This is a genomic window from Micromonospora craterilacus (assembly GCF_003236315.1).
Lineage (GTDB): Bacteria > Actinomycetota > Actinomycetes > Mycobacteriales > Micromonosporaceae > Micromonospora > Micromonospora craterilacus.
Window position 1 is genome coordinate 1 of sequence record NZ_POTY01000107.1, and the last position, 22,529, is coordinate 22,529.

At 71.3% G+C, this 22,529-nt stretch carries 19 protein-coding genes; 10 read left to right on the plus strand and 9 right to left on the minus strand.

Features of this window, described 5'->3' with window-relative positions; all coding sequences use genetic code 11:
* Positions 1-383, plus strand: a 383-nt coding sequence (locus C1I95_RS17875) for a GNAT family N-acetyltransferase (RefSeq protein WP_146605755.1), incomplete at its 5' end; no start/stop codon positions are given.
* A gap of 129 nt (positions 384-512) precedes the next feature.
* Here C1I95_RS17875 and C1I95_RS17880 read toward each other — a convergent pair.
* From C1I95_RS17880 to rfbB, 4 genes are all read right to left on the minus strand, one after another.
* Entirely contained in the window at positions 513-821 is a 309-nt protein-coding gene (locus C1I95_RS17880) for a PRC-barrel domain-containing protein (RefSeq protein ID WP_111214954.1), read from the minus strand.
* On the minus strand, positions 808-1,188 hold the full coding sequence (locus C1I95_RS17885) for a hypothetical protein (protein WP_111214955.1): 381 nt from the start codon (positions 1,186-1,188) through the stop codon (positions 808-810). Before C1I95_RS17885 ends, C1I95_RS17880 begins: the two co-directional genes overlap by 14 nt.
* Positions 1,185-2,411 (minus strand): NRAMP family divalent metal transporter, encoded by a 1,227-nt coding sequence (locus C1I95_RS17890; protein ID WP_111214956.1) that lies wholly within the window; start codon positions 2,409-2,411, stop codon positions 1,185-1,187. The genes C1I95_RS17885 and C1I95_RS17890 overlap by 4 nt, the downstream gene beginning before the upstream one ends.
* A 187-nt stretch (positions 2,412-2,598) precedes the next feature.
* A complete protein-coding gene (rfbB, locus tag C1I95_RS17895) occupies positions 2,599-3,606 on the minus strand; it encodes a dTDP-glucose 4,6-dehydratase (protein WP_111214957.1) in 1,008 nt (335 codons plus the stop codon).
* A gap of 582 nt (positions 3,607-4,188) precedes the next feature.
* On the opposite strand from rfbB, the gene C1I95_RS17900 reads away from it, so the two are divergent.
* Both C1I95_RS17900 and C1I95_RS17905 read left to right on the plus strand, forming a co-directional pair.
* Positions 4,189-5,559 (plus strand): sugar transferase, encoded by a 1,371-nt coding sequence (locus tag C1I95_RS17900; protein WP_111214958.1) that lies wholly within the window; start codon positions 4,189-4,191, stop codon positions 5,557-5,559.
* A 26-nt stretch (positions 5,560-5,585) separates the two neighbouring features.
* Positions 5,586-6,251 (plus strand): polysaccharide deacetylase family protein, encoded by a 666-nt coding sequence (locus C1I95_RS17905; RefSeq protein ID WP_111214959.1) that lies wholly within the window; start codon positions 5,586-5,588, stop codon positions 6,249-6,251.
* A gap of 26 nt (positions 6,252-6,277) precedes the next feature.
* On the opposite strand, the gene C1I95_RS17910 is transcribed toward C1I95_RS17905, so the two are convergent.
* From C1I95_RS17910 to C1I95_RS17920, 3 genes are read right to left on the minus strand one after another with little or no spacing between them, the layout of a single operon-like run.
* Positions 6,278-7,240 carry a glycosyltransferase gene (locus C1I95_RS17910; RefSeq protein ID WP_111214960.1) on the minus strand — a complete coding sequence of 321 codons (963 nt, stop codon included), beginning with the start codon at positions 7,238-7,240 and terminating at the stop codon, positions 6,278-6,280.
* Positions 7,241-7,271: 31 nt separating this feature from the next.
* Positions 7,272-8,354, minus strand: coding sequence for a glycosyltransferase (locus tag C1I95_RS17915; RefSeq protein ID WP_111214961.1), 1,083 nt, complete (start codon positions 8,352-8,354; stop codon positions 7,272-7,274).
* Positions 8,351-9,661, minus strand: coding sequence for a glycosyltransferase family 4 protein (locus C1I95_RS17920; RefSeq protein WP_111214962.1), 1,311 nt, complete (start codon positions 9,659-9,661; stop codon positions 8,351-8,353). The genes C1I95_RS17915 and C1I95_RS17920 overlap by 4 nt, the downstream gene beginning before the upstream one ends.
* A gap of 356 nt (positions 9,662-10,017) precedes the next feature.
* Between C1I95_RS17920 and C1I95_RS17925 the strand changes: the two genes are divergently transcribed.
* From C1I95_RS17925 to C1I95_RS17955, 7 genes are all read left to right on the plus strand, one after another.
* Positions 10,018-10,971: a YveK family protein gene (locus C1I95_RS17925; RefSeq protein ID WP_111214963.1), complete on the plus strand. Its 954-nt coding sequence runs from the start codon at positions 10,018-10,020 to the stop codon at positions 10,969-10,971.
* On the plus strand, positions 10,968-12,362 hold the full coding sequence (locus tag C1I95_RS17930) for an O-antigen ligase family protein (protein ID WP_111214964.1): 1,395 nt from the start codon (positions 10,968-10,970) through the stop codon (positions 12,360-12,362). Before C1I95_RS17925 ends, C1I95_RS17930 begins: the two co-directional genes overlap by 4 nt.
* Positions 12,359-13,201 (plus strand): glycosyltransferase family 2 protein, encoded by an 843-nt coding sequence (locus tag C1I95_RS17935; protein WP_111214965.1) that lies wholly within the window; start codon positions 12,359-12,361, stop codon positions 13,199-13,201. Before C1I95_RS17930 ends, C1I95_RS17935 begins: the two co-directional genes overlap by 4 nt.
* 271 nt (positions 13,202-13,472) lie before the next feature.
* Positions 13,473-17,117, plus strand: a complete 3,645-nt coding sequence (locus tag C1I95_RS17940) for a DUF4082 domain-containing protein (RefSeq protein ID WP_146605756.1) — start codon at positions 13,473-13,475, stop codon at positions 17,115-17,117.
* 113 nt (positions 17,118-17,230) lie between these two features.
* Positions 17,231-18,454 carry a glycosyltransferase gene (locus C1I95_RS17945; protein WP_111214967.1) on the plus strand — a complete coding sequence of 408 codons (1,224 nt, stop codon included), beginning with the start codon at positions 17,231-17,233 and terminating at the stop codon, positions 18,452-18,454.
* On the plus strand, positions 18,451-19,908 hold the full coding sequence (locus tag C1I95_RS17950; RefSeq protein ID WP_199523801.1) for an oligosaccharide flippase family protein: 1,458 nt from the start codon (positions 18,451-18,453) through the stop codon (positions 19,906-19,908). Before C1I95_RS17945 ends, C1I95_RS17950 begins: the two co-directional genes overlap by 4 nt.
* A 92-nt stretch (positions 19,909-20,000) precedes the next feature.
* Positions 20,001-20,777, plus strand: a complete 777-nt coding sequence (locus tag C1I95_RS17955) for a metallophosphoesterase (RefSeq protein WP_233513726.1) — start codon at positions 20,001-20,003, stop codon at positions 20,775-20,777.
* Positions 20,778-20,804: 27 nt separating this feature from the next.
* On the opposite strand, the gene C1I95_RS17960 is transcribed toward C1I95_RS17955, so the two are convergent.
* Together C1I95_RS17960 and C1I95_RS35290 are read right to left on the minus strand one after the other, a co-directional pair.
* Entirely contained in the window at positions 20,805-21,470 is a 666-nt protein-coding gene (locus C1I95_RS17960; RefSeq protein ID WP_111214971.1) for a class I SAM-dependent methyltransferase, read from the minus strand.
* A 212-nt stretch (positions 21,471-21,682) separates the two neighbouring features.
* The coding region (locus tag C1I95_RS35290) for a hypothetical protein (protein WP_158566420.1) at positions 21,683-22,529 on the minus strand (847 nt) is incomplete at its 5' end.

Below are 22,529 nucleotides of genomic sequence, written 5' to 3' on the forward strand. Positions count from 1 at the left end.
GGATGGAGGCACTGGAGCACATCGCCGGCGCGTACGCGCCGAAGTTCGTGCTGCTGGAGGAGATGTTCGACGTCTTCCACCCCGACGAGGCGCACCACTACCTCGCCTACCTCGCCGTCGACCCCACCCGCCAGAACCGGGGCATCGGCGCCGCGCTGCTCGCCGACCATCACCGTCGTCTCGACGATCTCGGCCTGCCGGCGTACCTGGAAGCCAGCAACATGCGCAACCGGCGGCTCTACCTCCGCCTCGGCTACACCGCCGGACCCACCATCGTGCTGCCCACCGAAGGGCCGATCATCTGGCGCATGTGGCGCGGCGCCTCCACCAGCGGCGGCCGGACCCCGTTCCCGCGCACCAGGCCACGCCGACGGTCCCTGTGACCGCCGCCCCCGTGACCGCGCCACCGAGGGCTGCCGCAACGGTGCGGCAGCCCTCGGGGCCAGACCCACCACGGCAAGGAAACCGGGTTCGGCGTCCGACCGGACCTCAGAATCGGCAGGACACGCCCCCTAGCCCGACGGCGGCTGGTCGGGACCCTCCGGCAGCGGCGGGTCCAGTCGGACCCGGTGCAGCGGCACCTGCACGGTGCTGCGGCCGAGCAGCCGGGCCACGGCGCGGATCGCCCACGGACCGGACGGGTGGCGTTCGGGCCCGATCAGCCGGCCACTCAGCCGGCCGTACCAGTGCCGGGTCACCACCAGGTCGGTCAGCCGCAGCGGGCCGCCGGGCCGGCCGCGGACCACCAGGTCCACCACCCGACCCAGCCGCCGGCCCCGCTCGTCGTACGCGGTCCGGCCCAGCAGCTCACCCGCCCGCACGGCCGGCTCCCGGGATCCGGTCGATCAGGTTGCGGCGCAGCCATTCCTCGACCGGCGAGGTGCCCAGGTCCTCGGCCCGTACCCGCAGCCACACCGCGCTGTCGACCCGCGTGACCAGCGCGTACGGGATGCGCAGCGGGGCCATCGGCCGGTCGGTGACGAACCGTTCGGCGGTCAGCACCAGCATCCGGCCGAGCCGGCCGCCGACCCGCAGCCCGAGCGCGCCCGGACCGCTGAGCAGCGTCCGCAGGTACGGCACCCCGTCCGCGCCGAGCGCGAACTCCACGTCGTCGACCTTGCCGACCAGCCGCCCGTCGACGTCGACCAGTTGACGGTCGAGCAGTTCGCGGCTCACCTGGATTCTCACTCGCCCATCCTCGTGCCGATGGCCAGCGGTACGGCGGCGATCGCCGCAGCCAGGATGACCAGCAGGATCACCGCGCCGAGCAGATTGAGCGCCCGCCCGTTGACCCGGTCGCCGAGGTACGTGCGGTCGTTGGCCACCACCAGGATCGGCAGGTACGTCAGCGGCAGCGCCACCGCGCTGATGATCAGCATGTACTCGGTGAGCGTCACCGGGTCGATCGTGGTGAGCAGCAGGAGCACCCCGAGCAGCACGCTGACCAGCAGCACCGTGTGGAACCGGGCCGCCTCGCGGGGGCTGACCCGCTTGCCCCACTGCCAGCCGAAGTACTGCGCTGCGGCGTACGCGGCGGACAGCCCGGTCTCCAGCGCGGCGCCGAAGGTGACCGCGAAGAAGGCCAGCGCCGCCACCGCCAGGCCGGCCGCGCCGAAGGCCAGCACGACCGGGTGTGCGACCTGTTCGAGGCTGGAGACGGTCACGCCGGCGGGGCGCAGCACCACGGTCGCGGTGGCGATCAGCGACAGCGCGAGGAACCCGCCGATCGGGAACCCGACCAGCACGCTGAACCGGGCGTCGGCCAGGTCGGCCTTGCTCCAGCGTTCCTCCACCCCGCCGGAGGAGAAGAAGAAGACCTCGTACGGGCTGACCGTGGAGGCGAACAGGGCCACCGCGATGAACCAGTAGGCCCCCCAGCCCTGCCCGGCCTCCGTCGGCAGCACCACGCCGCGCCCGAGCGCCGCCCAGTCGGTCGGCAGCCACCACAGGGCGACGGCGAAGACCACCAGGGCCAGCCCGGCCAGCCCGAAGACCCGCTCCATCAGCTGGAACCGCATCCGCCACAGCACCAGCCAGACCGCCAGCCCGGCGACCGGCACCCAGAGCAGGTACGGCACGCCGGTGGCCAGCCGCAGCGCCAGCGCCACCCCGCCCAGCTCGGCGGCCAGGGTGATCACCGTGACCAGGTACGACGCGATCAGGTTGAGCAGTGCCACCCGGGCGCCGAGCCGCTCCCGGATCAGGTCGAACACCGCCCGGCCGGTCACCGCCGCGATGCGTCCGGCCATCTCGGCGTACGCGCAGATCGCGACCACCCCGAGCAGCAGCACCCAGGTGTGCGCCATGCCGAACCGGGCGCCGGCCTGGCCGGCGGCGACCAGGTCGCCGATGTCGACGAAACCGCCGACCGCCGAGAGGATGCCGAGGGTGGCGGCGAGGAGCTTCCTCACGTCGGCGGCGTCGCGGGCTCGGTCATCGACGCGACGATATCGCCGCGAAAGCCGCAATCTTCGGCAAAACCGGCATCTGTCGTCCGGTGGGCCGGCGTGCGTCCGTACGACGGCCGGCGGCTCCCGCACGTCGGCGGTGACCGGCCGGCAGCGGTGACCGGTCGGCGGGCTCAGCCGGTCGGCGGGCTCAGCTGGCCGGCGTGGAACTCGCCTTCAGCGGCTGCCACCAGGCCCGGTTGTCCCGGTACCACCGCACGGTCCCCGCCAGGCCGCTCTCCAGGTCGATGCTCGGGGCGTACCCCAGCTCCTGGCTGATCTTGGTGATGTCGACGGAGTAGCGGCGGTCGTGGCCCTTGCGGTCGGCAACCGCCACCACCCGGTCCCAGCCCACGCCGCACGCGTCGAGCAGCCGGGCGGTCAGCTCCTTGTTGGTCAGTTCGGTGCCGCCGCCGATGTGGTAGACCTCGCCGGCCCGGCCCTTCTCCTGGACCAGCGCGATGCCGACGCAGTGGTCGTGCACGTGCAGCCAGTCCCGCACGTTGCCGCCGTCGCCGTAGAGCGGCACGGTGCCGCCGTCGAGCAGGTTGGTGACGAACAGTGGGATGACCTTCTCCGGGTACTGGTACGGCCCGTAGTTGTTGGAGCAGCGGGTGACCACCACGTCCATCCCGTGGGTGCGGTGGTAGGCCAGCGCCAGCAGGTCCGAGCCGGCCTTGGCCGAGGAGTACGGCGAGTTCGGCGACAGCGGCCAGTCCTCCGTCCAGGAACCCTCGGCGATGGACCCGTACACCTCGTCGGTGGAGACGTGCACGAACCGGTGGGTCCCGTGACGCAGCGCGGCGTCGAGCAGGGTCTGGGTGCCCAGCACGTTCGTGGTGACGAACGGGGCGGCGCCGGCGATCGAGCGGTCCACGTGCGACTCGGCGGCGAAGTGCACGATCACGTCGTGACCGGCGACGACCTCGTCGACCAGGGCCGCGTCGCAGATGTCCCCCGGCACGAACCGCAGGCGCGGGTCGTCCTGCACGGGTGCGAGGTTGGCCAGGTTCCCGGAGTAGGTCAGCTTGTCGAGCACGGTGACCGCGGCCGGCTCGATCGGCGGATCCCCTGGGCGGGTGCTGCCGGGCGCGCCCAACAGCATGCGTACGTATTCGGATCCGATGAACCCGGCTCCACCGGTGACGAGAATCCTCACGGGTTGTGAAGTCTACGCGAGCGCGGCGCGTTGTCCGGTCGCGTCGGCGACACCAGCATGGACGGTGGCGCCGAACTGCCGACGTCGGCGGGGGCCGGCGCGCTTCGTTGACCAACACGCGCCGTCACGTGTCGCCGGTCCGGCCGAAAGTCGTACCGGTCAGGTCTGGACGGGTGGGGTGCGGCACCCGCGCGGATTGCCGGCCGACGCCGAGTCGGTCGTATATGAGCGGCTGTCGGTGTGCTGACATCTGGGCCGGGTGAAGCCAAACTAATCTCGCGATGTGATCCGGGGGGACCACACCCATCCTCGACAGCTGTCGTACGCGCCTTCCGGGGGAAACACCCCCGCTGGGCGCGGTTGTTTCTGCCTTTCGCAGTAACTCGAGCCGGACGGTCAACCGTACGGCCGAATCGCCGATGGACGAGCGATGGAGGCTACGTGAATTCGGTGGAATTGGCGCCGGTTACCGGGCGTGTGGGCGTCCTTACCGATTCGACGCCGCCACCGGTGAACCTCGCGGGACCGAGGCGCAGTGGCTGGCAGCCCCGCTACGTAGCCGGCCTTTGTCTGCTCGACCTGATGGTGGGCCTGGTGTCGGCGGTCGCCGCACTCGGTCTTCGATTCGGTGCACAAACGACCGAGCCGTATAACCGCGGGCATCTCTGGCTCACCATTGCTCTGCCGTTCGCCTGGCTGATCGTGCTCGCTCTTAACCGGACCTACGAAACGCGTTATCTCTTCGTCGGCAATGACGAGTACGCCCGGGTGGTGCGATCCGGCCTCGCCCTTACCACCACGTTGGCGATCGTCGCGGTCGCGTTCGACTTCCGGCTCGCCAGAGGCTACGTGATCATCGCGATGCCGCTGATGGTCTTCGCCACCGTGGTGGTGCGATACCTCGTCCGCCAGCGGCTGCACCGCTCCTGGGCCGGCGGCGACCGGTTGCACCGCGTGATCCTGGTCGGGCACGAGCATGCCGTCGGTGAGATGACCAAGCGGTTGCGCCGCGAGCGCTACCACGGACTCGGGGTGGTCGGCGCCTGCCTGCCGTACGAGCAGGCCCACTCCGCGCTACGCCGGGTCCCCGGCTCCCTGCCGCCGATCCTCGGCGCCTTCGAGGACGTGGCGACCGCGGTCGGCCGCACCGGCGCGGACACCGTCGTCGTGCTCTCCTGCCCGGAGATCGCCGGGGCCGCCCTGCGCCGGTTGGCATGGCAGCTGGAGCGCGACGACGTCGACCTGATCGTGGCCAGCAATCTCGTCGACGTGGCGGGTGACCGCACCACCATCCGCCCGGTCGACGGGCTGCCGATGCTGCACGTCGAGCATCCTCGGCTCAAGGGCGGCCGGCGGTTGGTGAAGGGCGCCTTCGACCGGGTGTCGGCGCTGCTGCTGCTGATCCTCGCGACACCGCTGCTGCTGGTGATCGCTCTCCTGGTGCGGTTCGCCCCGAGCGCCGGTGGCCCGGTGATCTTCCGGCAGGAGCGGGTGGGCCGCAACGGCCGGCTCTTTGTCATCTACAAGTTCCGGACCATGTACGTGGACGCCGAGGACCGCCTGGCCGAGCTGCTGCACCGCAACGAGCACGACGGCGGGCTGTTCAAGATCCGCGACGACCCACGGGTGACCCCGGTCGGGCACTGGCTGCGCCGGTTCTCGCTGGACGAGATCCCACAGCTCGTCAACGTGGTCAAGGGCGACATGTCGCTGGTCGGGCCGCGGCCGCCGCTGGCCCGTGAGGTCGCCAACTACCCGCCGGACATGCGTCGGCGTCTGGTGGTCAAGCCCGGCCTGACCGGGCTGTGGCAGGTCTCCGGCCGGTCCGACCTGTCGTGGGAGGAATCCATCCGGCTCGACCTGTCGTACGTGGAGAACTGGTCGTTGACAATGGATCTCACGATCCTGCTCCGGACGCTGGGCGCGGTCGTCCGCAGCTCCGGAGCGTACTGACCGCGACGACGACGCACAGGAGAGTCATGAGCGACCACCGGGTGATCAACATTCTGTTCCACGGCATCGGGACGCCGCGTCGCGAGTTGGAGCCGGGTGAGGATCGCTACTGGGTGACCGTCGACCAGTTCCACGAACTTCTCGACGAGGTCGTCTCGTGGCCGCAGGCGCGACTCAGCTTCGACGACGGCAACGCCTCGGACCTCGAGGTGGGGCTGCCGGCCCTGGTCGAGCGACAGGTGAGCGCCACCTTCTTCATCATCGCCGGGCGACTGGACGAGCCCGGCAGCGTGGACGCCGACGGGGTCCGGGAACTACGCCGGCACGGCATGCCGGTGGGCAGCCACGGCATGTGGCACCGCCCGTGGCGCGGCCTGACCCCCGAGCAGGCGACCGAGGAGTTCCACACCGCCCGGGACCGGCTCGCCGACCTCGTCGGCGAGCCGGTCGACCAGGCCGCCTGCCCGCTCGGCCGCTACGACCGGGCGGTCCTGTCCCGATTGAAGGCGGCCGGCTACACCCGGGTGTTCACCAGTGACCGGCGTCCGGCGCGGCCCGGCGGGTGGCTGCAACCGCGCTACAGCGTCCGGGCCGAGGACACCGCCGAGAGCCTGCGCGACATCGTCTTCGGGCCCGGGCTGCTCGGTCGGGCCCGGTCGAGCGCGGTCGGGCTGGTCAAGCGCTGGCGATAGGGTGACGCCCCCGCTGGGCCGTCGACTCAGGCCGTGGCGCCGATCGCGGTCGGCCGGTCGGCCGGCGGGCCGGGCACCTCGCGCAGCGTCGCCGGGCGCAGCAGCGCCGTCGCCGCCGCCCGGCTGGTCGGGCTGCCGAGGGCGGCCCGGCTGAGCTCGCGCAGCAGGATCGCCGCCCAGTACGCGGCGGTGGCCAGCCGTCCGTGCCGGCGCCGGTAGAGGCGCACCTTGTTGAGGGTCAGCATTCGCCACAGCCAGGGCGCCGCCCGCGAGTCGCCGCCGATGTGGGTGGCCCGGGCGGCCGGGGCCAGCCGGGTCGGGAAGCCGGCATCGCGGGCCCGCAGGGCGAAGTCGGTCTCCTCGGAGTAGAGGAAGAACGACTCGTCCCACGGCGCGCACGCCGACCAGCATCGGCCGCTGATCAGCAGGGCGGAGCCGACGGCCCAGTCCGACGACGATTCCCGCTGATAGGTGGCCGGGTCGGTGACCACCTCGCCGAGCAGCGGGAACCGACCGGCCCGTTCGGCGCCGAGAAGCGCGTCACCGAGCGCGCGCAGCACGGTGGGCTCACGCCGCAGGGTGTGCTCGGGGCTGCCGTCGGCCATGGTCACCAGGGGGACCACGATGCCGTCGCCGCTGCGGTGCAGCAGGTCGAGCAGGAGCCGGCCGCAGCCCGGCGCGAGCCGGATGTCGGGGTTGAGGACGAGGACCGCGGTGAACGGCTGCGCGGCGGCGATGGCCGCGTTGATGCCGGCCGAGTAGCCGCCGTTGCGGCCGGTCTCCACGACCCGCGCCTCGGGCATGAGCTGCCGGACGGTGTCGGCGGTGCCGTCCGCCGAGGCGTTGTCGGCCACCGTGAGGTGCCAGCGCAGGCCGTCGAGCCCGGGGCCGAGCGAGTCCAGCAGGCCCGGTACGACGGGCGCGCTGTTGTAGGTGACGACGATGACGGCGACGACGTCGCCGGATCCGGCTACCGGGTCGGTGGTCACGGGCGGTGCGCTCCTCGTGCTGATCGGCGGGTCAGGCGGGCACCGCGGGGTTGCGGTAGGTGTGGAGGATGTCGGCGAGATCGGCGCGCAGGCCGTCCGTGTGGTACTCCGAGTGGATCCGTTCGGCGGCCGCCTGCCCGGCCGCCACCAGGGCCGCCGGGTCCTCCTCGTAGCGTCGTAGCGCCTGCTCGACGGCGATGGCGTAGCCGAGCAGGTCGCCCTCGGCGACCGGTGTGCAGTACCGGGGGTCGAAGAAGTCCCGTCCGCCGAGGCCGGTGAAGCCGACGACGTAGGCGCCGCTGGCCATCGCCTCGGCCGGCGGGAGGCCGAATCCCTCGCGCTCGCTGAAGCTGAGGAAGATCGCGCAGCTGCGCAGCGCCTCGGCGGTCTGCGTCTCGGTCAGCCCGTCGATCGGCACGAGTTCCCAACCGGCCAGGGTGCCGCGGGCCCGCAGGATGTGCAGCAGTTGCTCCTGCTCGGCGGCGCGGCGGCGGGGCATGTGGCCGATCCGCCGGGCGGCCGGGCGGGCCGGCGGGTGGAAGACCTGCTCGTCGACCACCACCCGGGCCAGGTGTACGTCGAGGTCGGCGAAGGCGTGGCGGAGCAGTGCGGCGTTGTCCCGGGAGACGGTGAGCAGCGCCTCGATGCCGGGGCAGTCCCGGTACGGGGCGCCGGCCGCGGTGTCACCGAGCGGCACCTCGTCGAAGGTCTGGTAGGCGTTCTGGTTGAACACCAGTTTCCGGGCGGGCCCGGGCAGCAGGTGCAGGGCCGGACCGTAGTACTCGGGCACCACCAGGAGATCGGGCGGGCCGAGCGTGACGTCGGCGGCGGCGGTCACCCGGGTGTCGTTGGTGAACCAGTCGGCCCGGAAACCCGGCCGGGAGTGCAGCACCGCGGCCGGGGTCCCCGACTCGTTGAGCAGGTCGACGTGGCGGTAGAGGTTGCGGATGCCGCCGCTGGGCTTGTTGTCGTCCGGGCTGAGGTAGTAGACGACGCCCGGTCCGGCGTGGTTCGCGTCGTAGCGCAGCGGTGGGGGAGTGCGTCGGCGCAGTTCCCGGGCGTGACCGCGACGCCCGAGCCAGTCCCGTCCGGCACGCTTCGCCGTACCGATCACGATGCGTGCTCGGGGGCCGCGGCCGGTTCCGGCCGGTGGGTGGGCTGCGCGGGTGCCGTGCCGCCCGGCAGCGGTACCACCCGGCGCCAGACCCGGAGGTACGCGGCGGCCTGGTGCTCCCAGGCCAGCACCGTGGTGAACCGTTCCCGGGCGATCGCCCGCATCTGCGCCAGCTGCCGCTCGTCGTCGAGCAGCTCGTCCAGCGCCTTGGCGAACTCGTCCGCGCTGCCGGTGGCGACGTACCGCCCGGCCTCGCCGGCGGTGCGTTGGGTCTCCAGCAGGTCGACCGCGACCACCGGCAGGCCACGGGCCATGTACTCGACCGTCTTGGCCATCGTGGACAAATTGGTCATGTCGCTGAAAATGTCCGGCTGGATGCCGAGGGTGGCACCGCGCAGCAGCGCGTCGACCTCCGGGGCCTGCAGCCACCCGGTGAACCGGACGACGTCGCCGAGCTCCCGCTCGTCGACCATGGTCCGCAAAGCGGGCAGGCACTCGCCGTCACCGGCGATGACCATCTCCCAGCCGTCACGGCCGCGCAGCGCGGCGAGCCGGTCGGCGGCCAGGACGGCGCGGTCGACGTGATCCTGCTCGTTGATCACGCCGACGTAGACGATCCGCTTGTCGCCGGTGCGGGCGTCGGTGTCGGTCGGGGCGGCGATCTCGCTGGCGGCCGGCCCGTTGCGGACGATCGTCACCCGCTCGGGGGCACACCCGCCCCGGGTCAGCGCGATCTGCCGGTACGACTCGTTGGTGGCCACCACCTCGCTGGCGAACCGCATGGAGAGCCGCTCGAACCAGGTGAGCAGCCGGGTGACGGCGGGTCGCGGTGCGGTGGTCTTGCAGGCGTACAACTCCGGGCTGAGATCGTGGTGGTCGAATATCCAGCCCCGGCCGATCGCCCGCATGACCAGGGCCAACGGCCAGAAGACGTCCGGCGGGTTGCAGACCTGCGCGGCCACCACCCGGTGCCGGACGACCAGTACGGCGAGGTGCCAGGCGACCCAGAGGAACGCCCAGGCGAACTCCGCGGCGAAGGAGAGGATGCCGTCGCCGGCGAAGGGCTGGCGGAAGGAACGGATCGCGGTGTCCCGGCTGCCGGGCAGGTGACGGAGTCTCGTCTCGCCGCGCGGGCAGATGACCGTGACGCGGTAGCCGGCACTTTCCAGGGCGAGGCATTCCCGGATCACCCGCCGGTCCCGTTCGACCGGCAGGTTGACGACCGCGATGGCGACGTGCGGCCGTCGGGCCGTCCGGGTGCCGGTGGTTTCGGCGTCCTCGTCCGTCCGCGCCTGTTCTGCTGCCATCGATGCCCCCTCCGGCGACCGGTCGGCCGCCGCCCCCGTCAAGGCGGTCGTGTCGTCACCGTGTGTGGACGGTGAGGACCGCCGGTCGCCTCGTCACCATCGTGGAATCGGGGTCGCGGAACATCCCCCGTTGGTACTGTGCCGTGTGTCAACCCGCCGACTGATTGATCGGTAAGTCAGCATATGCGGTTCCTCGCCCCAGATTGAAGTTTCGTCCGAGTGTTCGCTCTTTCTTGCCAAGGCATCGCCAGCGCAGTGACACTTGCCTGGGCCCGTAGCATCGAGTCAGCGGCTGGTCCCGGCGTGCCGCCTGCGGCGCGTCTTCTTTCTCACCTGAACCTCGGCAAGGGGATGTAGTGGACCTCTGGGACATGACCAAGCTGCTCTTCCGGCGCTGGTATATTTCCCTGCCGCTCATGCTGGCCGTTCTCGTCCTGGTCGGCGTGGCGAGTCAGGTCGTGAAGCCGGACTACAGCGCCACGGCGCACATCCAGTTGATCCCGCCGCCGGTTGTCACCGGGCCGGACGGGCGGCAGAAGCCGATCAAGAACCAGTGGTTCGACCTTGGCTACGCGGCGCTGGGCAACGCCACGATGATCGACGTGACGCGACAGTCCGTGCTCAAGCAGATGGCGGAGGAGGGCCTCTCCGACAACGTCACCGTCACGATGGACCGGGTGCCGCTGTTCGAGATCGAGGCGGTGGGCAACTCCCCGGAGCAGGCCACGGCCACCGCCGACCGGATGCTCACGTTGATCGAGGATGCGGTCGCCGAGCGGCAGACCTCGCTGCGGGTGGCGGAGAGCGACCTGATCACGACCCTCGCGCTCGACGACGGCAGCGAGGTTGAGGTCCAGAACTCCAAGGTCATGCGGGTGATGGTCGTCGCGCTCGGTGCCGGGCTGCTGCTGACCGCGGGAGTGACCGTCGGCGTGGACGCGATCCTGCGTCGGAGGACTCGTCGCCGCGGGGGCAACGGGACCGCGTCGGGGGCCCCGGAGGAGGCCGCCGGCCAACCCGCCGCCGCGCGACCGCCGGCCGCAGCGTTCGACAGCGAGGCCACCCAGATGGTCGGGACGGCGGGGCGGCCCGGTCCGGCGGCAGGTGCCGTCGCGCCGCGAGTGGCCCGGCAGCCCGCCGGCCAGCAGCCGGCCCGACGGGAGCAGCCCGGCGGGGAACGCCCGGTCCACCGCGGTAACGCCGATCCACGCCGGCCCGCAGCGGCGCCACCCGACGCCGACGCGACCATCGTGCTGCCCGTGCCCCACTCCACCGCCTGGCCGCGCGGAAGCAGGACCGACCGGCAGTGACCGCGACCGCGACCGCGCCGCCGTACCACCCTGTCGACCTGGAGCCGTCGCTCCTGGCCCAGGGCACGTACAGCATTCGCCGATCCCGGTCCCGGTTGGACGTCTCGGCGCTGCTCGGCGTCACCCTGGTCCTGCTCTACGTACTGCCGGGCACCCTGATCGTGCCCAATCTGACCTACGCCGGTCGCCCGGCGTTGCTGGTGGCGTTGCTGCTCTTCGCGTGGTGGTGCCTGGCCCGGCTCAATCCGACGCTGCTGCTCGTCGGACCGCAGCCGATGCGCTGGGTGCTCTGCGCCTACCTCGTCGCCCACCTGCTGTCGTACCTGGCCGGCCTGATGCGGGGGCTGCCCACGCAGGAGGCGAACGCGCAGGACTTCGCCATGCTGCAACTGTTCGAGTTCCTGGGCGTCGCGCTCATCGCCGCCGACGGGATCCGCAACTGGGACCGGCTCAACCGGGTGCTGCTGGTGGCCGTCTGGTGCACCGGCTTCATGGCGGTCGTGGGCATCATCCAGGCGGTCTTCAAGTACGACGTCTCGACGTACCTGGTGATCCCCGGCCTGGAGGTCAAGGGCGGCCTGGCGGGCTTCGGGCAGCGAGGGGACGAGGGCCTGTTCCGGGTGGCCGGGACCACGGTCCACTACATCGAGTACAGCGCGGTCATGGCGATGATGGTGCCGTTCGGCATCCACGTGGCCCGGTTCGCGCCCCGTAAGAGTCATCGGCGGCTGGCCGGGGTGTGCGCGATGCTCGCGGCCGTGGCGAACCCGATGTCGATCTCCCGTACCGGCATCGTGGCGCTCGCGCTCGCCCTGCTCGTCATGGTGCCCATCTGGTCGTGGCGGCTGCGGTACACGTTCCTGTTCCTGGGCGTCGGCGCGGTGATGGCGATCATGCTCCTCAAGCCGGGCGTGCTGGGCACGATCAAGTCGATGTTCTTGAACGTGGGTGTCGACCCGAGCATCGAGGGCCGGACGAACGACTACGCGCTGGTCGGCCACTTCTTCGCCCAGCGACCCTGGCTGGGGCGGGGGCCGCGGACGCTGCTCGCCCACCCGGTGCGCGACACCATCCTGGACAACCAGTGGCTCTACACCGTGGTGACCGGCGGCGTCATCGGGGTGCTCGCGCTGCTCGCGGTGCACGTGGCCAGCGTGGTGCTGGCCGTGATCGCGTTCCGCCGGGCGACCCGGGAGGCGGACCGGCACCTGTGCGTGGCCCTCATCTCCGCCCAGGTGGTCGCCGTCGTCGTCGGGGGGACCTTCGACTCGCTCTACTACACGACCTTCGCCATCAGCCTGGCCCTCTTCGTGGGCCTCAGCGGCGCGGTCTGGCGGTTGACCCATCCCGCCCGCATCATCCGCACTTCGACCGTCCGGGGATTCGATTGACCAGCATCATCATCGCCGCGCACAACGAGGCTGCGGTCCTCGACCGTTGCCTCGACAGCGTGCTGCGCAACGCCACCGTCGGGGACCCGGCACAGGTGGTCGTCGTGCCGAACGGCTGCACGGACGACACCGCCGCGGTGGCCCGGCGCCGGGGCGTCACCGTCGTCGAACTGGCCGAGCCCGGCAAGGCCGCCGCCCTCAACGCCGGTGACGCCGCCGCGACCGGCTTTCCGCGCGTCTACCTCGATGCCGACGTACTGCTCGACGAGGGCGCCATCGACGTGCTGGTCCGGGAGCTGGAGCGGTCGGGCGCGCTGGTCGCGGTGCCGGCGCGACGGATGGAGCTGACCGGACGGTCACCGGCGGTACGCGCCTACTACGCGATCCATTCCCGGCTGCCCGCCGTCGTCGGTGGCCTGTACGGCCGGGGGACGATCGCCGTGTCCCGAGAAGGGCGGGCACGGTTCGGGCGGTTTCCCGACGAGACCGCCGACGATCTGTTCCTCGACTCGCTCTTCGTCGAGCGGGAACGGCTCGTCGTGACGTCGGCGACGGTGCGGGTGGCGGCGCCGATGCGGACCGGGGACCTCGTCCGTCGCCTGGTCCGGGTCCGCGCCGGCAACGCCGACCTGCGCGACACGCTGCCCGGGGTCCGCCGTTCGAACAGGAGCTCGTGGCTGACCGATGTGGTGCTCCGCGCCCCATGGCTGTCCCCGGCCGCCGTCTGCTACGTCGCGGTCACCCTCCTGGCGGAGCGGCGCGCCCGTCGAGCGCGGCGAACGGGTCAGGTCGCCTGGGCGCACGACCGTTCGAGCCGGGCCGCCGGTGAAAAAGCCTGACCGGTCGTACGGCAGAACTGCCCGTTGTCGCAGAGGCGCCGGCTGGCCACGTGGCGCTAGGCTGCGCCGCAACTGATGCGTTCCAGCAGTGCCGGCCGCCACTGGCCGTTCAGGACAGTCGATCGAGCGGTACCGACAGTAGCAGCCCGACGGCGCTGCGTACAGGTCGGTGTGGGGATACTTCCGAGGGAGCAACGTCGTGAACGGAGAGCAGGGGCGGTATGCCGGCCGCGGTGTGGCGTCGCTCTGGTCCACAGTGCCCGGTCGCTGGGTGAGGCGCCGGTTGGCGGGCGTGGTCGCCCTCGTCGTGGCGGTCGCAGTGGGCGCCTTCGTGCTGCCCGGCGTCGCCCAGGCCGACCCCTGCAACCCGGTGGTCAACCCGATCGTCTGTGAGAACAGCAAGTCGGGCACCCCCGCCTCGGTGTGGGACATCGACGGCAGCGGTGACCCGTCGATCCAGGGCTTCGCGACCGACATCAGCGTCAACGCGGGCCAGCGGATCGACTTCAAGATCAAGACCAATGCGGCGGCGTACACCATCGGGATCTACCGGCTCGGCTGGTACGGCGGCAACGGAGCCCGCAAGGTCGCCGACGTCAACCCGTCGGCGTCGTTGCCGCAGACCCAGCCCGACTGCATCACCGACGCCGCCACCGCGCTGTTCGACTGCGGCAACTGGGCGGTCTCCGCCTTCTGGAACGTGCCGTCGACCGCGGTCTCCGGCGTCTACATCGCCCGGTTGCAGCGCAACGACACCGGCGGGGACAGCCACATCACCTTCGTCGTCCGGCAGGACAGCAGCACCTCCGCCCTCTTCTTCCAGACCTCCGACGCGACCTGGCACGCCTACAACAAGTACGGCGGCTCGGACTTCTACTCCGGCGGCGGCTCGATCGGCCGGGCGTACAAGCTCAGCTACAACCGGCCCTTCGCCACCCGCAACAGCGTGGAGCGGCGGGACTTCCTCTTCGGCGCCGAGTACCCGATGATCCGCTTCCTGGAGCGCAACGGGTACGACGTCAGCTACACCACCAACGTGGACAGCGACCGGCGCGGCCAGCTGATCAAGAACCACAAGGTCTTCCTCTCCGTCGGGCACGACGAGTACTGGTCGGGCGGCCAGCGGGCGAACGTCGAGGCGGCCCGGGACGCCGGCACGCACCTCGCCTTCTTCAGCGGCAACTCGGTCTACTGGAAGACCCGCTGGGAGCCGAGCAAAGACGGCACCAACACCGCCCACCGCACCGTGGTCACCTACAAGGAGACCTGGGCCAACGCGAAGATCGACCCGTCGAGTGAGTGGACGGGCACCTGGCGGGATCCGCGGTTCAGCCCGCCGGCGGACGGTGGTCGGCCGGAGAACGAGCTGATGGGCACCATGTTCATGGTCAACGACGGTGACCTGGCGCTGAAGGTGCGGGCCGAGGAGGGCAAGTACCGCCTCTGGCGGAACACCAACCTGACCTCACTGTCGGCCGGCAGCACCGCCACGCTCGCCCCGCACACGGTGGGCTACGAGTCCGACGAGGACCTGGACAACGGCTTCCGGCCGCCGGGTCTGATCCGACTCTCCACCACCGTCGGCGAGGTGCCGCAGGTGCTGCAGGACTTCGGCAACAAGGTGGCACCGGGCACCACCACCCACCACCTCACCCTGTACCGGGCCGCCAGCGGTGCCCTGGTCTTCGGTGCCGGCACCGTCCAGTACACCTGGGGCCTGGACGAGGTGCACGACGGGCAGAGCGCCCCGACCGACAGCCGGATGCAGCAGGCCGTCATCAACCTCTTCGCCGACATGGGGGTCCAGCCGGCGACCCTGATGACCGGTCTGGTGGCCGCCACGGCGTCGACCGACGGCACCGCGCCGACGGTGAGCATCACCACGCCCGCCGCCGGCGCCACGGTGGCCCGAGGCAGCCAGGTGACGATCACCGGCACCGCCAGCGACGTCGGCGGACGGGTCGCCGGGGTGGAGGTCTCCACCAACGACGGTGCCAGCTGGCACCCGGCGACCGGCACCACCTCGTGGTCGTACAGCTTCCACGCGGCCGGCCTGAGCACCCAGGTGGTCCGGGTCCGGGCCATCGACGACAGCGTCAACATCGGCGCCGCCGCCACCCGCGAGTTCCAACTCACCGGCCCGAACACCCTCTTCGGGCAGCGGGTGCCGAAGACGCCCGCGGTGGACGAGGCCAGCGCGGTCGAACTGGGCGTCCGGTTCACGCCGCAGACCGACGGATACGTCACCGGGGTGCGGTTCTACAAGGGCACCGGCAACACCGGCACCCACCTCGGTCGGCTGTGGACCAACTCCGGTGAGCTGCTGGCCAACGGCACCTTCACCGGTGAGACGGCCACCGGCTGGCAGACCCTCACCTTCGCCACGCCGGTGCCGGTGACCGAGGGGCAGAGCTACGTCGCGTCGTACTTCGCGCCGAGCGGCAAGTACGCCGCCGACAACTGGGTCTTCACCCGCGACTGGACCAGCGGCCCGCTCACCGCGGCCCGGTCGGCCGCCGGCGCCGGCAACGGCAACGGCCTGTTCCGGTACGGCGGCTCGGGCGGCTTCCCGAACGAGTCGTACGGGGCGGCCAACTACTACGTCGACGTCACCTTCGCGGTCAGCGCCGACCTGCCGCCTGCGGTCACCTCCACCACCCCGACGGACGGCTCCGGCGACGCCCCGGTCGACGGCACGGTCTCGGCCATCTTCTCCAAGGCGCTCGCCCCCGGCACGATCTCCTTCACCCTGACCAAGGGCGCCACTCCGGTCGCCGGGACCACCGCCTACAACAGCGCCCTGAAGAAGGTGACCTTCACCCCGTCGGCCCCGCTGGACTCCGCGACGAGCTACACCGCCGTGGTCACCGCCGCCGACTCCGAGGGCCGCTCGGGGACCGCCACCTGGTCGTTCTTCACCACCCTCGACAGCGACCTGCACACCCTCTTCCCACCGGACGCGGTTCCGGCGACGCCGGCGCACAACGACGCAAGCGCCGTCGAGTTGGGTGTGACCTTCCGGGCGCGGGTCGACGGTCGGGTGGTGGGCATCCGCTTCTACCAGGGGCCGGGCAACACCGGCAGCCACCCGGTGACGCTCTGGACCGCCGGCGGCACCGCGCTGCGTACCGCCACTCTGCCGAGCACGACCGCGGTGGGTTGGCGTACCGCGTACTTCTCCAGTCCGGTCGACGTGGTGGCCGGGACCAACTACGTGGCCTCCTACTTCGCGCCCAACGGCTTCTACCCGGGCGACAACCGCTACTTCGCCGGCACCAGGACGGTGGGGCCGCTGGTGGCGCCGGGCGGCAGCAACGGCGTGTTCCGCTACGGATCGAGCGGCTTCCCCAACCAGTCCTACGAGTCGACGAACTACTGGGTGGACCCGCTCTTCGTGACCGACGAGGAGGTCCCGCCGGTGGGTCAGCCGGGCGCACCGCCGCCCGGCGCGCACGGGATCTTCGCCCCGACCGACACCCCGGCGGTCGCCAGCTGGGACGACAACGACGCGGTCGAGGTGGGGATGCGGTTCGTCCCGGCCGTCGACGGGGACGTCTACGGTGTCCGGTTCTACAAGGGACCGGGGAACACTGGCACCCACACCGGTTCGCTCTGGTCCTCCGGCGGCGGCCGGTTGGGCACCGTGACCTTCACCAACGAGACCGGCTCGGGGTGGCAGACCGCGTACTTCCCGGAGGTCGTCCCGGTGAGCGCGGGACACGAGTACGTTATCTCGTACCACACCACGGTCGGGCAGTACTCGGTGACCGGTGGCGGGCTGGCCAGCTCGCGTACTGTCGGGCAGTTGACCGTGCCGGCCTCGGGAGCGACCTACCGTTACGGTCCCGGAGACGGATTCCCGTCCTCGTCGTCGAGCGCGAACTACTGGGTCGACCTGGTGTTCGCCGCGAACTGACCGTCGGCGATGTGGGGCGGCGCGGGCCCAGCGGTCCCGCGCCGCCTCGCGCGTGGCGTCGACACGACACACCGGCGGTCCGCCCGCCGGACCGCTCGAAGTGGGGGGTAAGGGTGCGACTGCTCGTCGGCCTGCACCATTTGGAGCTCGGGGGCAGCCAGCTCAACGCCCTGGATCTCGCGGTCAGCGTCCGGGACCAGGGCCACGAGGTGGCGATCTTCGGCAACTACCGGAACGAGCCCGGGCCGGTGGCGACCCTCGCCCGGCAGGCGGGACTGCCGGTGATCGCCGTACGGCACGACGCCGAACGCCTGGGCCGCAGCAGGCCGGTCCGGCCGGGACTGTCCCGGGCGTTGACCGGGGCCGTCCGCGACTTCCGGGCCGACCTCGTGCACGCGTACGAGTTTTCGGTGGCCCTCGACGCCTTCTACGGCCCGCACCTGCGCCTCGGCACGCCGGTGGTCACCACCGTGTACGGCATGGCGGTCCCCCGCTGGCTGCCCCGCTACGGCGGCCTCGTCGTCGGCACCGCCCAGCTGGTGGCGGAGACCGCGGCGTTCCGACCGCGACCGGCGCTGATCGAGCCCCCAGTCAACACCGACGTCGACGACCCGGCCGTGGTCGACGGCCATCCGTTCCGGCAGCGGCACGGCATCGGCCCGGACGAGATCGTGATCGGCGTGGTGTCCCGGCTCGAACCCGACATGAAGGCCGAAGGCGTGCTGCGGGCGATCGGCGCGCTGCGGCTGCTCGACGACGACCGACTCCGGTTGGTGGTGACCGGTGGCGGCCCCTCCCAACCCGACGTGGCGGCCGAGGCGGAGCGGGCGAACGCGGCGCTCGGCCGACCGGCGGTGGTGCTGACCGGCCCGATGGACGACCCCCGCGCGGCGTACGCGGCCGCGGACATCGCCCTGGGCATGGGCGGTTCGGCGTTGCGGGCGATGGCCTTCGGACGACCCCTCGTGGTGCTCGGCATCAAGGGCTTCTCCCGGACCTGCGCCCCGGAGACGATCGACTACTTCCTCCGCTGGGGCTTCTACGGCATCGGCGACGGCGACCTCGACCCGGCCCCGCTGGCGGCGCAGATCGGCGAGCTGGCCGGCGACCGGCGACTGCGCGCCGGGCGCGGTGACTGGGGACGGCAACTCGTCCTGGGCCGGTTCAGCCTGAAGGCGGCCACCCAGACCCTGCACGAGGTCTACGCCGACGCGCTGCGGCACCGGCCCGGGCCGGGGACCCGGCTGCGGGAAGGGCTGCGAATGGCCGGGCACAAGGCCACCGCCGATCTGCTCACCACCACCGCCCGCCAACGGATCAGACGGATGCTCGGGTGAGCGTCGAGGAACGTCCCACCCCGGCGGCCGAACAACCCGCGCTGTTCACCAGGGCGTCCCGGGCTCTCGGCTGGAGCATGGCCAGCACCGTCCTCAGCCGGCTCAGCACCCTGGCCATCGGCATCGCGCTGGCCCGGATCCTCGGCCCGGACGCCTTCGGCACCTTCGCGGTGGCCCTGGTGGTGCTGCTGGCGGTGCTCAGCTTCAACGAACTCGGGGTGAGCCTGGCGATCGTCCGCTGGCCCGGCGACCCCCGGGAGATCGCGCCGACGGTGGCCACGCTCTCGGTGCTCACCAGCATGCTCGTCTACGGCGCCCTCTACCTCGGCGCGCCCCTCCTGGCCCGCGCGCTCGGTGATCCCGGCTCGACCACGGTCATCCGGGTGCTGGGGCTCAGCGTCATCGTCAGCGGCCTCGTGGCGACGCCCGTGGCGTTGCTGCAACGCGCGTTCCGCCAGGACCGCAAGACGGTGGCCGACCTGGTGACCAACTGGACCAGCGCGCTGGCGTCGATCGGTCTCGCGCTCGCCGGCAACGGGGCGATGAGCCTGGCCATCGGGCAGCTCGCCGGCTCGCTCGCCGGGGCGGTGCTGTTCATCGCGTTCGCCCCGCAGGGCCTGCGCTTCGGATTCGACCCGGCGAAGGCCCGCGCCCTGCTCCAGTTCGGCCTGCCGCTCGCCGGCTCCAGCATCGTCGTGTTCGCCACCACCAACCTCGACCGGGTGGTGGTCGGCGCCGCCCTCGGCCCGACCGCCCTCGGCTACTACGTGCTGGCGCTGCAACTCGCCAGCTGGCCGGTTACCGTCTTCTCCCAGCCGGTCCGGGCGGTGCTGCCGGCCGCCCTGGCCCGGTTGCAGCACGACCGGCTGGCGATGCGCCGGTCGTTCCTGTCTGCGGTCGGGCTGCTCGGCTCGATCACCCTGCCGGCGTGCCTGCTGCTGGCGGCGGCCTCGGACGCCCTGATCCGCTTCCTCTACGGCGACGTCTGGCAGCCGGCGTCGGCGGTGCTGCTGTGGCTGGGACCGCTGGCGGCGCTGCGCATCATCTTCGAGCTGTTCTACGACTACTTCGTGGTGATCGCCGACACCCGGGTGGTGCTGACCGTCCAGATGGTCTGGTTCGTCGTGCTGCTGCCGGCGTTGTACGCAGCGTGCGTCTTCGGCGGGCTCTGGCAGGCCTCCGCGGTCCAGTTCGCGGTGGCCCTACTGGTGATCCTCCCGCTCTACCTCGTCTCGCTGCGCCGGGTGGGGATCGCGGCCCTGCCGGTCGCGGTGCGGCTGGGGCCGCCGCTGCTCGGCGCCGCCGCGGTCGTGGCGGTGGCGCTGCTGGTGGCCCGGGTCACCGCGATCGACCTGGTGGTGCTCGCGGTGGCCGGGGTCACCGCGCTCGTCGCCATCGGCGTCCTCGGCTACCGGCTGCGACACGTCGTCCGGGAACTCAAGACGGTCGGCTAGTGCGGTGTCGGTGCGCTGAGCAAGAACCTTCACCGGGTTGGCAGCTCGGCGGGTAGGGTTGGTCGATGCTGAGATCGAGGTCTCCGCTGTACGTGGTCGCGGATGTTCATGGTCACCGGTCCGAGTTGCAGACCGCACTTCGGGACGAGGGACTTGTCGACCGTGCGGGGCAGTGGTCTGCGGGAGGCGCCCGGCTGTGGCTACTGGGTGACTATGTCGATCGTGGCCCGGACGGCATCGGCGTCATCGATGATGTTCGACGGCTTGCCGTGTCGGCTGCGGCTGCGGGCGGCGAGGTGCGAGCGCTGCTGGGCAACCATGAGGTGCAACTGCTCGCCGCGCACCGGTTCGGCACCGCGCCGATCGCCGGGTGGGATGAGCCCGGCGGCTTTCGAGGTGGTTGGGCGCGGTTCGGCGGGCGCGAGGACGACCTGCGCCGGCTGACCCCGCAGCACGTCGCCTGGATCATGAGCTTGCCCGCAGTCGCGGTTGTCGACGGGTACCTACTTGTCCACTCCGACACCGGGCGGTACCTGGAGTTCGGATCGAACGTCGGAGCCGTCAACGCGGCCGTGACCGCGGCTATGACCTGTTCGGACAGCGCCAAGTGGCTCAAGTTTTGCGGGCGGATGAGCGATCGGGGTGCGTTTCGTGAGACCGAGTCGGCGCGGCCCGACGATGCGGTGTCGGCGATGCTCCGCGCGCTCGGTGGCGATGTGCTTGTGCACGGGCACAGCACGCTAACCAAGTATTTCGGCGTAGCGCCACAGGATGTCCGGGATGCGCTGTGGTACGCCGACGGTCGAGTTGTCGCCATCGACGGTGGGGTGTACGAGGGCGGCCGTATCCTGCTCACCCGGCTTGTCTAACTCGTCGCGTTTCCCTGCTCTGGGGAGTCAGGCGCGCCCTTGGGTGGCGCCTGCGACGCCGATCAGCGACTTCGGCAGCCCGGCCAGCCGTTCAGTCAGGATCCGCGAACGGGGGAACAACAGCCGCATCTGCGTGTAGTCCACCAGCTCCGTCCACAACACCTCCCGTACGGCCTCGTCCCGTGTCGTGGGGCGGGTGTGCGCGAGTGGCCACCGCCGTGCCAGGAGGGCGCGGGCCGACACCGGCAGGTATTGCATGCCGGGGGCAATCCAGTGGGGTTCGATCGGAAAATGCCGGTATGGGGTTTGTACCCAGTGCCGGTCGGCGAGTTGGTGCACCGCTTCGGCGAACCTTTCGCGTCGCTCATGCCCACCCACGTGTTCGAGTACCGAGTTGCTGAACACGAGGTCGTAGCGGCGGGCGGCGATCCGGTCGGGCAGTTGGCAGGCGTCGCCGTGGTCCACCTCAGCCCAGTCGGGCAGGTCGGCGGGCGGTGCTTCCAGGTTGACGACGTGCACGTGGGCGGGCCGTACCGGAGCGTGCTGCCACGTGTCGACCCGGCCGCCGAGGTCGATGACGCTCATGTCGGCAAGGTTGGGAAACGTGTCAGCCAGCCAGCGGGCGCGGCTGGCACGGCGCCGTCCGCCCCAGGATTGATCTGTGTCCACCAGCAGGTTACGCAGTCGGGGCATGCCGGGGAGGTTACCGCCACGGCTGGGTGTCAGCACCACTGTTGCGCCTTGATGGTCGAGGAGGATGAGCAGTCGTGACTGCATGGCGTGGGCGGCGGAATGTCCGGTGACTGTCGGCTGTCTGCTGGGTTGAAGTTGTTCAGGTAGAGCGGGTTTCTGGGCCCGGGCGAAGGCTGCTGCCGTCGCCCGGGCCGAGGGAGTGCACCGCAGGGTCAGCCGCAACGAACGAGCGGAGTGACCTCGCTGAGCACACGGCCGGTGGTCCAGTCGTAGCGGACCGTGGCGTTTCCGCTCCAGGTGCCGACCTTGCGGCAGTCGATGTCGATCGGACCGTAGCCGTACGAGTCTTGCACGATCTTGTTGCCGGTGATCGCGGGGAACCAGCCGCCGCTGGCCCGCAGCGAGTAACCCCCGCCGGCCAGCAGGTTATCGCGGATCGTCCCGCCGTCGTTGTACTGGTCCGGAATGAAGATCGGCGCGGTGGGACAGTTGTCGAGGCGCTGGTCGAAGGTGTTGTGCTGGAGGAGCACGGTCGGGCCGTGATGGCCCTGCACGCCGTCGCCGTGCGGGTCCACCGTCTGGCACATCCCGGGTGGTACGGCGAGTTTGGCGTACGAGTCCTCGATGGTCACCGGTCCGGCGCCCGTCCACTCCTTCGCCCCGACCCGCCAGCCCTCCATCCGGTTGACCACCTTGCAGCGGCGGCAGGTGTAGTTCGCCACCCCGAAGGCGTAGAGCTGGTCGGTGGAGAACTCCTGGCCGGGCGGGTTGACCACCTCGGTGTCCTCGATGAGCAGCCGGCCGTAGATGCGGTCGCCGACGAAGTTGTCGATGGTGCCGTACAGCCGGGTGCGGCGGATGACCACGTTCTCGGCCTTGACCAGGATGCTCCCGGTGACCAGGTGGTCCTCGAGCACGGTGCCGGCGCGGGTGATGACGAGGTCTCCGCGGTGCTGCACCTTCGGCGTCCAACCGGCCGGCACCCCGGTGCAGGCGGCGGTGGGGTAGGCCGGCAACGCGCAGCCACGGCTCGGGCCGGGCGGAGGCGTGGGGCTGGGC